The organism is Photobacterium sp. DNB22_13_2 (assembly GCF_052873915.1).
The window spans coordinates 331,626-346,657 of sequence record NZ_JBNNXU010000001.1 but is presented as its reverse complement, the minus strand read 5'-3'; the positions used below and the strand labels follow the sequence as shown (position 1 = coordinate 346,657).

Annotated in this window: 11 protein-coding genes; 8 read left to right on the top strand and 3 right to left on the bottom strand. The window is 49.9% G+C overall.

All coding sequences use genetic code 11. The features are described 5' to 3' along the window. Positions 1-109: 109 nt before the first annotated feature. Genes msbA through kdsB form a run of 4 tightly spaced genes read left to right on the top strand, consistent with a single transcriptional unit; the run spans position 110 to position 3,789 of the window. A complete protein-coding gene (gene msbA, locus ACVA58_RS01495) occupies positions 110-1,867 on the top strand; it encodes a lipid A ABC transporter ATP-binding protein/permease MsbA (RefSeq protein ID WP_446508696.1) in 1,758 nt (585 codons plus the stop codon). After that, positions 1,867-2,883, top strand: a complete 1,017-nt coding sequence (lpxK, locus tag ACVA58_RS01490; RefSeq protein WP_446508695.1) for a tetraacyldisaccharide 4'-kinase — start codon at positions 1,867-1,869, stop codon at positions 2,881-2,883. Before msbA ends, lpxK begins: the two co-directional genes overlap by 1 nt. Next, the gene (locus ACVA58_RS01485; protein ID WP_107348429.1) at positions 2,864-3,043 is read left to right on the top strand and encodes a Trm112 family protein; all 180 of its coding nucleotides are present in this window, start codon (positions 2,864-2,866) and stop codon (positions 3,041-3,043) included. The genes lpxK and ACVA58_RS01485 overlap by 20 nt, the downstream gene beginning before the upstream one ends. Beyond that, positions 3,043-3,789, top strand: a complete 747-nt coding sequence (gene kdsB, locus ACVA58_RS01480; RefSeq protein ID WP_446508694.1) for a 3-deoxy-manno-octulosonate cytidylyltransferase — start codon at positions 3,043-3,045, stop codon at positions 3,787-3,789. Before ACVA58_RS01485 ends, kdsB begins: the two co-directional genes overlap by 1 nt. 77 nt (positions 3,790-3,866) lie before the next feature. On the opposite strand, the gene ACVA58_RS01475 is transcribed toward kdsB, so the two are convergent. The 3 genes from ACVA58_RS01475 to elyC form a co-directional block, all read right to left on the bottom strand. Continuing rightward, positions 3,867-4,742: a DMT family transporter gene (locus ACVA58_RS01475; protein WP_446508693.1), complete on the bottom strand. Its 876-nt coding sequence runs from the start codon at positions 4,740-4,742 to the stop codon at positions 3,867-3,869. A 216-nt stretch (positions 4,743-4,958) separates the two neighbouring features. After that, positions 4,959-6,347 (bottom strand): L-cystine transporter, encoded by a 1,389-nt coding sequence (locus tag ACVA58_RS01470; RefSeq protein ID WP_446508692.1) that lies wholly within the window; start codon positions 6,345-6,347, stop codon positions 4,959-4,961. A 336-nt stretch (positions 6,348-6,683) separates the two neighbouring features. Then, the gene (gene elyC, locus ACVA58_RS01465) at positions 6,684-7,475 is read right to left on the bottom strand and encodes an envelope biogenesis factor ElyC (RefSeq protein WP_446508691.1); all 792 of its coding nucleotides are present in this window, start codon (positions 7,473-7,475) and stop codon (positions 6,684-6,686) included. A 120-nt stretch (positions 7,476-7,595) separates the two neighbouring features. Here elyC and cmoM point away from each other — a divergent pair, with 120 nt between their 5' ends. The 4 genes from cmoM to mukB are packed head-to-tail and all read left to right on the top strand — an operon-like array spanning position 7,596 to position 14,908. Next, positions 7,596-8,417, top strand: coding sequence for a tRNA uridine 5-oxyacetic acid(34) methyltransferase CmoM (cmoM, locus tag ACVA58_RS01460; RefSeq protein WP_446508690.1), 822 nt, complete (start codon positions 7,596-7,598; stop codon positions 8,415-8,417). Continuing rightward, positions 8,414-9,736 carry a chromosome partition protein MukF gene (mukF, locus tag ACVA58_RS01455; protein WP_446508689.1) on the top strand — a complete coding sequence of 441 codons (1,323 nt, stop codon included), beginning with the start codon at positions 8,414-8,416 and terminating at the stop codon, positions 9,734-9,736. Before cmoM ends, mukF begins: the two co-directional genes overlap by 4 nt. Next, positions 9,717-10,445: a chromosome partition protein MukE gene (mukE, locus tag ACVA58_RS01450; protein WP_446508688.1), complete on the top strand. Its 729-nt coding sequence runs from the start codon at positions 9,717-9,719 to the stop codon at positions 10,443-10,445. Before mukF ends, mukE begins: the two co-directional genes overlap by 20 nt. Beyond that, on the top strand, positions 10,445-14,908 hold the full coding sequence (mukB, locus tag ACVA58_RS01445; RefSeq protein ID WP_446508687.1) for a chromosome partition protein MukB: 4,464 nt from the start codon (positions 10,445-10,447) through the stop codon (positions 14,906-14,908). Before mukE ends, mukB begins: the two co-directional genes overlap by 1 nt. The last annotated feature ends 124 nt before the right edge of the window (positions 14,909-15,032 follow it).

The window sequence follows — 15,032 nt, the reverse complement described above, 5'->3', positions numbered from 1 at the left end:
AGGTTGTTTGAAAAATAAGCAGCATTATGCCTTAGCAGATGAACTTATTTGGTCTCCGGCATTTATGCGAGTAGAATAGAAAAATTGTCTTTAAGAAAAAATGGTTTCCATGACTACTTCGAACGATCAGACCACTTGGGAGACGTTTAAGCGACTGTGGCCTTCAATCAGCCTCTACAAAACAGGTATGGCTGCCGCTGTTGTTGCCTTGATTATCAACGCCGCAAGTGATGCATTGATGCTCTCGATGATTAAGCCGCTGATGGATGAAAGTTTCGGCGGAATAGATGGTATTGAATCGAATTTCCTGGCCATGATGCCAATCTATTTGTTTTGTTTGATGGTATTGCGCGGTGCGAGTGGCTTTGTCTCCTCCTACTGTCTCGCCTGGGTTTCAGGCAATGTCGTGATGAGCCTACGTCGTCAAATGTTCAATCATTTCATGAAAATGCCAGTTGGCTATTTCGATAAAGAATCTGCCGGTAAGCTCCTTTCCCGTATCACTTATGACTCTGAGCAGGTGGCATCTGCGACCAGTAGTGCTCTGGTTAACTTGGTTCGTGAAGGGGCAACGATTTTCGCCCTGATGACGATAATGTTCTATAACAGTTGGCAGCTGTCGGCCATTCTGTTGGTGATTGCACCCGTGGTTGCGATCAGTATTCGTGTGGTATCAAAGCGTTTTCGCCGTATCTCCAAGAATATGCAAGATGCGATGGGATCTGTGACCTCATCCGCAGAGCAGATGCTAAAAGGCCATAAGGTAGTATTGAGCTATGGCGGCCAACAGGTTGAGCAAGAGCGCTTCGAGCAAGTAAGTAACCGGATGCGTCAGCAGACGATGAAGTTGGTATCAGCTCAAGCGATTGCTAACCCAGTTATTCAGGTGATTGCCTCACTAGCACTGGTTGTGGTGCTAATCCTTGCAAATACCGACGCATTGAGAGAGTCGTTGACTCCGGGTACCTTTGCCCTGATCTTTGGTTCTATGTTCGGCTTGATGCGTCCGCTGAAGTCTCTGACTAACGTAACATCTCAGTTCCAGCGTGGTATGGCAGCCTGCCAAACCTTATTTGGCATTATGGAGCTGGAAACAGAGAAAGACAAAGGCCAGCATGAAGCCAAACGTGTGAACGGGGATATTCGTGTTAACGACGTTACGTTCACTTACCCGACTAAAGATACCCCTGCGCTGAAAAATGTGAATTTTGACTTGCCTGCGGGGAAAACACTCGCCTTGGTCGGTCGATCCGGTTCAGGTAAGAGCACCATTGCCAACTTGCTCACCCGCTTCTATGACATTGATTCGGGGAGTATTACAATCGATAACCATGACATTTGTGACTACAAGCTTTCTAATCTGCGTGAGCAGGTTGCTGTTGTATCGCAGAACGTTCACCTGTTTAACGATACCGTCGCCAACAATATTGCTTATGCAAGCGGTGAAACATACAGCCGAGCGGATATCGAAAAAGCAGCAGAGCTGGCCTATGCGATGGACTTCATCAAAGGCATGGAGAATGGCTTGGATACCATGATTGGCGAGAACGGTGTGAGCCTGTCTGGCGGTCAGCGTCAACGTATCGCAATTGCCCGTGCCTTGCTGCGTAATGCTCCTGTTCTTATTCTCGATGAGGCAACCTCAGCCTTGGATACCGAGTCAGAGCGTGCTATTCAGTCCGCATTGGATGAACTGCAGAAAGACCGGACGGTATTGGTCATTGCCCACCGCTTGTCGACGATTGAAAATGCCGATCAAATCCTGGTGGTTGATGACGGTGAAATCGTTGAGCGTGGTGTACATGCAGAACTGTTGGCGCAAGGTGGCGCTTATGCCCAATTGCACCGTATCCAGTTTGGTGAATAATGACTTCGGTTATCGAAAAAATCTGGTTTGAAGGACACCCGGCAGGAGCGGTGTTGAAGCCGATCCTGTGGCCACTGAGTAAACTGTTTGGCGCAGTGAGTCAGCGTCGTCGTTTACAATATCAAACTGGTCAGAAGGAGGTATACCGCCCGTCTGTACCGGTTGTGGTCGTGGGTAATATCACAGCAGGTGGTAATGGTAAGACCCCTGTTGTTATTTGGTTGGTAGAACAGCTCAAGGCTGTGGGGCTCAAGCCCGGTGTGGTCTCCCGAGGTTATGGTGCTAAAGCACCGCATTACCCGTACCGGGTTGATAGCCAGAGCACCACGGCTGAAGCTGGTGATGAGCCAGTGTTGATATATCGCCGTACTGGTGTGCCTGTCGCCGTGTCGCCCAAGCGGGCTGACGCAGTACAATTGATTGAGTCTGATGTTGACGTGATCATTACCGACGATGGTCTGCAGCATTATGCACTGGCAAGGGACATTGAACTTGTCGTGATTGATGGCCAGCGCCGGTTTGGCAATCAACAGTTGATCCCGCTGGGACCACTGCGTGAAGGCTGCGGCCGCTTGCAAGAGGTGGATTTTCTAATTTGTAACGGCGGCAATGCCGAAGAGAATGAAATCCCAATGCAACTGGTTCCATCCGATTTGGTTAATCTCAAGACCGGTGAGCGCTTAGACGTGACCAAATTGCAAGGTGATGTCGTCGCCATGGCGGGGATTGGCCATCCGCCCCGATTTTTTAATACACTAGAACAGCTCGGTATCATACCGGTGAAGTGCCAGCCTTTTGCTGATCATCAGGCATTTGCCGAGCAAGAATTACAACAGCTGTCCGAGCAAGGCCAGCACCTCGTCATGACAGAGAAAGATGCGGTGAAATGCCACACTTTCGCCCAGCCTAATTGGTGGTATTTACCGGTCGATGCCGAGATGCCCGCCGAGAAGGCTGATAGCTTGATTAACCGGATTATTAAGGTAAAGGAAGAGTATGGATCATCGTCTGCTTGAAATCGTTGCATGCCCTGTTTGTAAGGGAAAATTGAACTTCGATAAAGACAAAAATGAGCTGATCTGCAAGTTTGATCGTCTGGCATATGCTATTAAAGATGGTATTCCTGTATTGCTTGAGCCTGAGGCGCGTACTCTGAGCTCGGAAGAGGTGAAGTAATGTCTTTTACGGTAATTATTCCGGCTCGTTACCAGTCATCACGCCTACCGGGCAAGCCGCTGGCGGATATTGCGGGCAAGCCAATGATCCAATGGGTCTATGAGCAGGCAAGCAAAGCGGGTGCCGAGCAAGTCATTGTCGCCACTGACGACCAGCGTATTGCTGATGCGGTTAAGGCGTTTGGTGGTGAAGTGTGTATGACCCGTGATGACCATGAATCAGGTACCGAGCGCCTAGCTGAAGTGGTTGCTAAATATCAACTGGCTGATGATCATATTGTGGTTAATGTTCAGGGTGACGAGCCACTGATCCCGGAAAGCATTATCCGTCAGGTTGCTACCAATCTTGCTGGTAGCAACGCACCGATGGCGACGTTGGCGGTCGAGATCGATCATGCTGATGAAGTGTTTAACCCCAATGCAGTAAAAGTGGTCACAGATAAAGATGGCTACGCGCTGTATTTCAGCCGCGCATCGATTCCTTGGGACCGTGATAACTTCGCCAAGCGTCCGCAGGAAGTCCACCAGAACTTGATGCGTCATATTGGTATTTACGCTTACCGTGCTGGCTTTATCAATACTTACATCAATTGGGAGCCGAGTGCGCTGGAGAAAATCGAAGCGCTGGAGCAACTTCGTGTGCTTTGGTACGGCGAGAAGATCCATGTCGAGGTTGCCATTGATGCACCACCTGCTGGTGTTGATACACCAGAAGATTTGGAAAAAGTGCGTCAGTTAGTTGGATAACCTAACAGGCTGAAGACACACCAAGTTGAAACGGGAGGCAAATGCCTCCCGTTTTTGTATTGTTGTTTATTGTGTTGTTATGACTCGCTGAATGCTTCGCTGGTTTTGTGTCTGAACAAACGCTTCCAGTTGACTGGCATCATCGGCACCACAATGAGTAAGATCCCAATCACCGAGAGCAAATCGGGGATTTCATCAAACCACATCACGCCGAAGGCGGTAACAAACACTAGCCCTGAATACTCAGCCAAAGCAATTTGCCCTGCTGCAGCCTTTTTATAGCCGATCACCACCAAGGCGTGGTAACCCAATACGAAGAGGTTGATCGCCATTATCCAGCCAACATGGCGCCACTCGATAGCAGCCCATTGCGGGACAGCGAGCGCTAGCGATAAAGGTAGAGTCATTACTCCGGTCCAGAACAAGGTCGATACCAAATGCTGATCTTCCGGTAGCTTGCGGATCAAGATATTTCCCAGCCCCATGGCCAGTGCACTGCCAAGGCCTATGATAGCCGCCCAATGGAAGTGTTCGGGGCGCAGTACAACCAAAACACCGGCAAAACCAATGCAAGTCGCTATGACTTTGGCTTTCGGTGGTGTCTCTTTGAGTAAAAAGACAGATAAAGGCAGCATCAGTAGCGGCCCGACATAGAACATGGCATTGGCCGTTGCTAAAGGTAGGAAAGTGATCGCAACCATGGCACAGGCGCTGCCCATTAGAATGAGCTGGGCTCGCCAAAAAGCGATTTTGCAGCAGCCTTGTTTGCGTTTTTCCTGTGGCAGTGTCAGCCAAAATGGCAGTAGCATAATAACGCTGAGTAATTGCCGGATGAAAACATACTGGAAAGTGGGCACTTCACCGTTGAGGATTTTCAGGGAAACATCCGAAAAAGATGCTAACAAATTGGCGGCAACGAGAAGAACAATCGCTTGATTAACTGGATTACGCATTGAGACTCAGTGGAAAGAATAGGCTAAGTATAAAAATGATTTATGCCATATTGTATGGCAAGAGGCGTATTCTACCGATCAACGATGAAAATTCACTGAGTATTTTTATCTATCGCTAAGAAAGGAGTATTACTTATTGATTATTCATACAAAAAAAGCCACCGATCAATAATGACGGTGGCCTTTGATGTTTTGCCTAGCGCCTAGCGCCTAGCTTTAAGCTTTCACAGGTTGTTCTTCGATATCTGCGTCAGAGTCGAACACGGCGTTGTCAGCTTGCCCTAACACTCGAGAAGTAATGGTACCAGCCGTCATTGCGCCGCTCACGTTGACTGCGGTACGACCCATATCAATCAATGGCTCGATCGAGATAAGCAGACCTGCTAGGGCAACCGGCATATCTAGGGCAGACAGGACAATCAGGGCAGCAAAGGTTGCACCGCCACCCACACCGGCAATACCGAATGAGCTAATAGTGACAATGGCAATTAGAGTCAGCATGAAGCCAGGGTCCAGCGGGTTAATACCCACCGTCGGGGCAATCATGACGGCCAGCATCGCAGGGTAAAGACCCGCACAGCCGTTTTGGCCCATAGTCGCACCGAAAGACGCCGAGAAGTTTGAAACCGCATCGCCATTACCCAGCTTTTTCACTTGCGTCTCAACGTTTAGTGGAATTGTACCGGCACTTGAGCGAGACGTGAACGCAAAGGTTAGTACCGGCAGGATCTTCTTCAGGAAGCGGATTGGATTCACGCCCACGAAACCCACCAGTACCAGGTGCATGACCAAAATCAGGGCAAGACCAACGTATGAGGCTACCACGAAGTTAATCAAGCTCAGGATATCGTCGTAGTTCGAGCCGGCAACAACTTTGGTCATCAGCGCCAGTACACCATATGGTGTTAGGCTTAGTACCATGCGAACCAAGGTACGCACGACTTCCTGGGCAACGTTGATGAACTTCTCGAAGCTCGCACCTAGCTCAGGCTGAGTGCGGATCACTGTGAGGCCTGCAACACCGATAAAGGCTGAGAAAATGACTACGGCAATGGTGGAGGTTGGGCGGCTGCCAGCAAGATCTGCAAACGGGTTGGCTGGGAAGAAAGAGATAATCATATCGGCAAAAGACATGGCTTCTACCGAGGTCAGGCGGGTTTCCAGCATTTCACCACGGGCAATTTCGCGTGCGCCCTGAACGATACCTTCAGCGCTCAGGCCGAACATACTGCTAACCAGAATACCAATCAGCGCGGAAGCGGCGGTGGTGGCAAGAAGGATACCAATACTCAAACCAGAGATTTTACCCAGCGAGCCAGAATCCTTCACCTTGAGGATGGCGCCAATGATAGAGACGGTGATCAACGGCATGATGATCATCTTCAATAGGCTGACGTAGCCTGCACCCACAATATTGATGTACTCCAGTGTGTCTGCGATGACAGTGCTGCCGCCACCATAAATAAGCTGGAGTGCGCCACCGAAAAGAACACCAAGACCCAGAGCAGTAAAGACACGCTTTGAAAGGGTTTGCTCTGCTTTCTGCTGTTTCACCAACAGGGCAATAATAATGGCGAAGACCGCCAAGTTGAGTATCTGGAACATCGAACCTAATCCTACCGTTGTTATTAACCCGCAATTCCGTTTTGCTGAGTCATCAATCACTAATTGGCAGCAATAGTATGATGTGAATCGCAAAACCTGAACCGGTTTTGGCTGATTTACATATGGGCAATTGGTATTTAATAAAACCAAAAGGAATAAAGGTTAAAAGGTAAACAAAATGACCGTTTTTATGCAAAAAACAGCTCGTAGTCTTAAGGGGGGAGAAGGTTTGGTCGCTGAGATATGGGGAGAATATTGATATACCCAAGCACGTTGGAGTCGCTTGGGTATGAGGTTTAGCACCGCTGGCAAGGTGAACCAGCGGAGTGGGGAAGGCTATTGCGCAGTGGCTTCTTGCTTGTTTTTCTCACTGGTAAGGGTGCGTAATTGCTGCCACCAACGACCGAGTGTTTCATGCCAGTAGCGTTCGGTCTGTTCAAGGTATTTGGCCTGAGGGCGGTAACGCTCCCAAGGTTGCTCTACCTTGTTACTGGCAAGGAAGTTGGTTGGGGCGGCTGTTGGGGTCAATCCCACTTGATAGAACTCTTCAATGGCTCTTTTCATATGGCTGGCTGACGTAACGACAACCAATTTGTCATCGCCAACAACAGTAGCCGCTTGGAAAGCTTCTTCCCAGGTATTTTTCGCTGTCTCTAGCAGTAAGATATCATTTTTGTTGACCCCAAGCGCCAGAGCGACTTTCGCCATCATACGTGCTTGGCTGATATCGGTGCCACCGCCATAACCGGATAGAATCAGTTTTGAGCCCGGGAACAAGCGGTGAATCCGCATGCCTTCATTTAAGCGCATTAATGCTGTGCGTGAGAGCTGCGAGGTGATCGGCATCGCATGATCAATCACATGGCCACTCCCCAGTACCATGACATAATCCACCGATTTGCCAGAGGGCACATAAGGCGGATAGGCCTTTTCGAGTGGACGGAGTAAGCTGGTTGCTATCGGTTGGAAAGATACGAGAAAGATCCCCAAGAAAGCAAAGCTAATAATAAAGGTCGCCAGCCCCTTGCGGCGGGTAAACCATAGTAGTAGCAGCCCAAACAAGCCAAGTATAAGCATGGCAGGCAGGGGCATGAGTAAAGCAGAGACAATTTTTTTTAGTTCAAACATGCAATGTCGTCCGAAAAATCAGCAGTTGAGCTCGAAAAAGCACCACAAGCCTTTATTCCTTTATCGCTTGTGAGAAAATAAGCCACATTTTTAGAACCGCTATCATAACGTAAAGCAGCCGTGATCGAAGATCGAAATTTTGACGACTTAGCGCAAAAATTTGCAAAAAATATTTACGGCACTGGCAAAGGCCAGATCCGCCAAACTGTAGTTTGGGAAGATCTTGAGCAAATTTTAGCCCTATTGAAGAGCGTTAAACCATTGCATCTCCTAGATGCAGGTGGGGGTGTTGGCCAGCTGTCGCAAAAAGTGGCAGAGCTAGGGCATCACGTTACTTTGTGTGATCTTTCTAGCGAAATGCTGAAGCTAGCGGAGCAAGATATTGCTAAAAACGGCTTGCTTAATCAGTATCGTCTAGTTCACAGCCCGGTACAGGAGATTGGTGAACACCTAGACAGTAAGGTGGATTTGGTTCTGTTTCATGCCGTGATGGAATGGTTGGCAGATCCGCAAGCCGCGCTGGAATACCTTTTGGATCAAGTGAAGCCGGGCGGTATTATTTCTGTTATGTTCTACAACTATAACGGCCTGCTGTTTAAGAATTTGATTTGTGGCAACCTGACCCATATCGAAGAAGGCATGCCGCATAGAAAGCGCTTCAAGCTACAGCCTTTGCAAGGGATCAAACCCGATGAGGTATATAGCTGGCTTGAAGATGCTGGTTTCAACATTCTGGGTAAGACCGGAGTACGTACTTTCCACGACTATATGCAGACAACCATGGTTGGGGATTACAGTTTTGAACAGGTACTGGCGATGGAGCAGAAACTTTGCCGCCAGGAACCTTATTTGTCTCTGGGCCGATATATTCATGTTTACGCCCAAAAGCCGTTAGCAGGCCCAGGGGCTGAGAAATACAAAAGCAATAAGGACAACGGATGAGTGAAGTAACCCAGACCGTTCCCGAGTTGGTCAGTTGGGTTAAGCAGCATGAATTCGAGCTTAACCTGCCAACCGAGCGGCTGGCGTTCCTGTTGGCGATTGCTGTGCTGAGCGGCGATCGTTTTGATGAAGAATTAGGGGAAGGTGAACTGATCGATGCATTTCGCATTGTGAGCGACTTGTTCGAGCAGACACCAGAAACCGTGGCCTTCCGTGCCAACAACGCCATTAATGAGTTGGTTCGCCAACGCCTGATTTCCCGATTTACCAGTGAGGTCACCGACGGTGCAAGTATTTACCGATTGACCCCATTGGCACTCGGGATCACCGATTACTATGCCCGCCACCGCGAGTATTCAACGCTGAAACTTTCCATTCAGCTTGCCATGGTTGCCGATGAGATCAACAAGGCAGCTACAGCGGCAGAAGAAGGGGGCGATGAACGACACTGGCGCCAGAATGTGCATGCGGTACTGAAATACTCAGTTGCCGAGATCTTTGACCGCATTGATCTCAACCAACGCACCATGGATGAACAGCAGCAACAAGTGAAGCAAGATATTGCCGAGCTGCTGAACCAAGACTGGCGAGCGGCGATCAGTAGCTGTGAAGTGTTGCTGAATGAAACCTCAAGCACCCTGCGTGAGCTGCAAGACACCTTGCAGGCGGCGGGTGACCAATTGCAAACCCAGCTGCTGATTATCCAGGAAGAAATCCAAGGTAACTCTGAACTGGAGTTTGTCGATGCAATGGTATTCAACTTGCAAGCCAAGCTGGATCGCATCATTAACTGGGGCCAGCAGGCGATTGATTTGTGGATAGGTTACGACCGTCACGTCCACAAGTTTATCCGTACTGCTATCGACATGGATAAGAACCGTGCCTTTAGCCAGCGCTTGCGCCAGTCGGTAAAAGACTACTTCGATGCGCCATGGGTGCTAACTTACGCCGATGCCGAACGCTTGCTCGACATGCGTGATGAGGCACTGGTTCTACGTGATGACGAAGTGACCGGTATCGTACCGGAGGAAATGGAATTTGAAGAGCTGGATCTGGTCAATGACCAACTGGCTGAACAAATTGCCGTCATGTTGCAGGCCCATAAAGAAACCGGTGCTGCAATTAACTTGAGTTTGCTTCTTAAAGATTATTTGGCTCAGCACCCATACGCCCAGCATTTTGATATGGCGCGTTTGGTGATTGATCAGGCGGTACGACTGGGTTACTCCGAGTCAGATTTCAATGCCATTCAGCCTGATTGGGAAGCTATTAATGAGTATGGAGCCAAGGTACAAGCAAATGTCATTGACAAATATTGAAGAATTTATGCCTGAAAAGCTGGCCAAGGCAATTGCCAACCCGCTTTTCCCGGCTCTGGATAATGCCCTTCGTTCTGGTCGTCATATCTCCAGCGAAGATTTGGATAACCACGCGCTGTTGATTGAGTTCGAGCACGATCTGGTACTGTTTTACAAGCGCTATAACGCCGAACTGGTTCGTGCGCCGGAAGGGTTCTTCTACCTGCGCCCGCGTTCGACGTCATTGATCAGCCGCTCGGTATTGACTGAGTTGGATATGCTGGTGGGCAAGGTATTGTGTTTCCTTTACCTTAGCCCTGAGCGTTTGGCGCATGAAGGCATATTTTCCAACCAAGAGTTGTTTGACGAGCTTATGCAGTTAGCCGATGAGAAGAAGCTAATGAAGCTGGTTACTCACCGAGCGACAGGCTCTGATCTTGATCGGGAAAAGCTATTCGACAAAACCAAAACCTCTCTGCGACGCTTACGCCGCCTTGGTATGATCATCCCAATCGGTGAAAACGGTAAATTCCGTATCAGCGAAGCGGTATTTCGTTTCGGTGCTGATGTCCGTGTTGGGGATGATGTTCGTGAAGCTCAAATCCGTCTGATCCGTGACGGTGAAGCGGTGGTTGTTCACCAGCAGGAGCCAAGCCAGTCAAGCTTGCTTGACGCTGATGATGCATCAGAAACAGAGTTAGACAAAGCCGGTTTGGAGGGTGAAGCCTAATGGAACGCGGTAAGTATCAATCGTTGACCATGGTCAACTGGAATGGCTTCTTTGCCCGTACATTTGATATCGATAACTTGGTGACCACGCTATCTGGCGGTAATGGTGCCGGTAAGTCGACGACCATGGCGGCATTTATTACGTCACTTATTCCGGATCAGAGTCTGCTTCATTTTCGTAATACCACCGAAGCGGGTAGCTCGAATGCCTCTCGTGACAAAGGTTTACACGGTAAGTTGAAGCCTGGTACCTGTTATTCGGCACTGGATGTGGTGAACTCAAAGAATCAACGCATTATTTTTGCGGTGAAGCTACAGCAGGTTGCTGGCCGGGATAAGAAGGTGGATATCAAGCCATTTATTATCCAGGGCTTGCCATCGCATGTTAAACCGACGGAAGTACTGGTTGAGACGCTGTCTGATAACCAGGCACGTGTTCGTCAGATCAATGAAGTCAAAGATCTGGTGACGGGTGAATATGAAGGTGTGGTGTTCAAAGCCTTCAACTCTGTTACTGATTATCACGTCCAGATGTTCGAATTCGGCGTGTTGCCAAAGAAACTGCGTAACAGTACCGACCGCTCGAAGTTCTACCGCCTGATTGAGGCCTCGCTTTACGGCGGTATTTCCAGTGCCATTACCCGCTCGTTGCGTGACTACTTGTTGCCACACAATAGCGGTGTAAAAAAAGCTTTCCAAGACATGGAAGCGGCGTTGCGCGAAAACCGCATGACACTGGAAGCAATCAAGCTGACTCAGAGTGACCGTGATCTGTTCAAGCACCTGATCACCGAAGCGACTCATTACGTGGCGGCGGATTACATGCGTCATGCCAACGAACGTCGTCAGAAGCTGGAGAAAACACTAAGTCTGCGTGGTGAACTGATGGGCTCTCGCAAGAGCTTGGATGATCAGCAGACGTCACTGACTAACATGACAGCAGAACTGGATGAGCTGACCGAGCGTGAAGGTGCGCTGGAGCAGGATCACCAAGCTGCATCTGATCACTTGCAGTTGGTACAAACCGCGGTGCGTCAGCAGGAAAAGATTGAACGCTACCGTGAAGATCTCGAAGAGCTGACCGAACGCCTTGAAGAGCAGGTGATGGTGGTTGAAGAAGCCGCTGAACAGCTTGCCATGGCTGAAGAGCAGTCGCTGCTGACCGAGGAAGAAGTCGATAGTCTGAAAACCCAGCTTGCTGACTACCAGCAGGCGCTGGACATGCAGCAAACCCGTGCCTTGCAATATCAGCAAGCGGTACAGGCGCTGGAAAAAGCCCGTGATATTACTGGCGAGCACCAGATGCTGGCCGATCAGGCGGTGCCTTATCTTGCTCAGCTAAAGCAGGATCAGGAAACCCAAACAACAGCCTTGCTTGCTCTCAAGCACAAGCTGGATATGTCATCGGCTGCCGCACAGCAGTTCGAAAAAGGCTTACAGATCGTTACCACCATTGCCGGTAGCATTGAACGTTCACAAGCTGGCGGCAAAGCCCGTGAACTGATAGCCAAAGCCCGACAACTGGGTGCAATCACCGAGCGCAGCGATCAGCTCAAAGCTCAGTACCGTGACCTTGAGCGTGCCGTGCGCAATCAACGCCAGGCCACAGAGTTGGCAGAGACCTATGCCAAGCGTTTTGCTGTTCCGATTGACGGTGAGCTGGCGCTGGCTGAAGAGCAGGCCCGCCATGAAGCAACACTGGAAGAGCTTGAACACCAGCAGGAGAACCTGGTCGAGCAGCGTAATGATTTGCGTCGCCAAGAGCAGCAACTGACCAGCCAGATTGCGACCTTAGAAGCGGCAGCTCCTGCGTGGATCGCAGCCTCTGAGTCACTGGAAAAACTGTCTGAGCAATCTGAGCGAGAGCTTTACGATAGCCAGGCGGTGATGGATGCTATGCAGCTTACGCTGGACAAAGAGCGCGTAGCCTCTGCGACCCGCGATAAGTTGGCAGTTCGCAAGCAGAGCATTGAATTGGATATCGAGCGCCTTGCCCAGCCAGGTGGTAGCGACGACTCCCGCTTGCGCGCACTGGCCGATACTTTGGGCGGTAGCTTGTTGTCGGAAATCTACGACGACATTACCTTGGCCGATGCGCCTTACTTCAGTGCCATGTACGGTCCTTCGCGTCATGCCATTGTGGTGCCGGATCTAAAAGGTATCAAAGAAAAGTTGGTTGCGCTGGATGACTGTCCGGACGACTTGTATATCATCGAGGGTGATGTCGACTCTTTCGACGACAGCGGTTTTGATGTTGACGAGATGGAAGGGGCAGTTTGTGTTCACCTCAATGATCGCCAGCTGCGTTATTCCCGTTTCCCGAAAGTACCGCTATTTGGCCGTGCCGCGCGTGAACAGCGCCTTGAACACTTGCGTGAAGAGCGTGAACAGCTGATTGAAGATCACGCCAAGGCCGCATTTGATTCGCAGAAACTGCAACGCTTGTACCAGAGCTTTAACAGCTTTGTGGCAACCCACATGGGCGTTGCATTTAACGATGACCCTGAAGCAGGCTTGAAAGTGGCGCGTGACAAGCGCAATCAAGTGAGTCGCCAGTTGACAGACTCCCAAGCACAAGAGCAGCAGCAACGCAGCCAGCTATCTGCAGCGCGTGAAGCGTTGGGCCTGTTGGGTAAAATCAACCCATTGGTTAACTTGCTGGAAGATGACACGTTACAGGCTCGCTTTGACGAAGTGCAGCAGCAGTTGTCACAGCTTGATGAGGCTCGCCACTACTTAGACCGTCACGGTAAAGCGATTGCTGAGCTGGAATCCTTGGTGACCGCACTGGATGCTGACCCGCAGCAATTTGACGCACTGCAAATCAGCTATGATGATGCTGACAAGCAGCTGCAGATGCTAAAAGCCAAGATCTTCGCTGTGGCTGATTTGGCAGAGCGCCGTCACCATTTTGGTTATGCCGATTCAATCGACATGCTAAACAAGAGCTCCGAGCTTAACGAGCAGCTGAAAGCCAAACTGGCATCGGCGGAACGTGAGCGTAATCGTTGCCGTGACACTCTAAAGCAGACTCGCTCGCAGGTTAACCAGTATAACCAGCTGTTGGCGTCGTTGAAGAGTTCTCATCAGGCAAAAATGGAAACAGTCCAAGAATTCGAGCGTGAGCTTCAGGAGTTGGGTGTCCGTGCTGATGTTGAAGCCGAAGAGCGTGCGCGTCTCCGTCGTGATGAATTGAATGAGCGTTTGCATACATCTCGAGCCCGTCGTAGTCAGCTGGAAAAAGGCATCACGTCGGTAGAGCTGGAGATGAAAGGGTTGGTGAAGCGCCTGCGTAAAGTGGGTAAAGAATACCAAGACATCCGTAAGTTGGTTGTGACTGCGAAAGCAGGCTGGTGTGCGGTATTGCGCTTGGCACGTGAGAGCGATGTTGAACGTCGTCTACACCGCCGTGAAATGGCTTATATGTCGGCTGATGAACTGCGTTCGCTATCGGATAAATCGCTAGGTGCGCTTCGTTTAGCTGTCGCGGACAATGAGAATCTGCGTGATGCGTTGCGTGCATCGGAAGATGTCTCCCGTCCAGAGCGCAAGGTACTGTTCTACATTGCCGTCTATCAACATCTGCGTGAGCGTATCCGCCACGATATCATTCGCACTGACGATCCGGTCGAAGCGATTGAAGAGATGGAAGTAGAGTTGGCACGTCTGAGTGAAGAACTGACAGCCCGTGAACAGCGTTTGGCGCTAAGCTCAGACTCAGTAGCTAACATTATTCGCAAGACGATTCAGCGTGAGCAGAATCGTATCCGTATGCTGAACCAAGGTCTGCAGAATATCGGGTTTGGTCAGGTCAAGGGCGTGCGCCTGAACGTGAAAGTGCGCGACACTCACGAGCAGTTGCTGGAAGGTTTGGCTGATAAGCAAGACCAACACCAGGACTTGTTCGGCAATCACCGTTTGTCATTCTCAGAAGCGATTGCCAAGCTGTTCCAGCGCCTGAACCCACATATTGATGTTGGCCAGCGTTCACCGCAGATCATGGGTGAAGAACTACTGGATTACCGTAATTACCTTGAGCTTAGCATCGAGGTTAATCGTGGTACGGATGGCTGGCTACAGGCCGAGTCGGGTGCGCTGTCAACAGGTGAAGCGATTGGTACCGGTCAGGCAATCTTGTTGATGGTTGTACAAAGCTGGGAAGAAGAATCTCGCCGCTTGCGCGGTAAAGATATTATCCCGTGTCGCTTGTTGTTCCTCGATGAGGCTGCACGATTGGATGGCAAGTCAATTGCGACCTTGTTCGAGCTGTGTGATCGTCTGGATATGCAGTTACTCATTGCTGCGCCGGAGAATATCAGCCCTGAGAAAGGAACGACCTATAAGCTGGTGAGGAAGATCTTCAAAGACCGTGAGCACGTCCACGTGGTCGGTCTGCGAGGTTTTGGTCAGGAGTCAAAAGCCCCAGCCAATGTCCAAACCATGCTGGAGTTAGATCCGGTGTAACCGCAAACAAGCTGTTTTTGATATGCTAAAGCCGGTCTAACGACCGGCTTTTTTCGTCTTGAACATAAGAACTTTTTCTCATTAATTAATTACCCTAACGATAAATTTTTTACTCTTTCATATC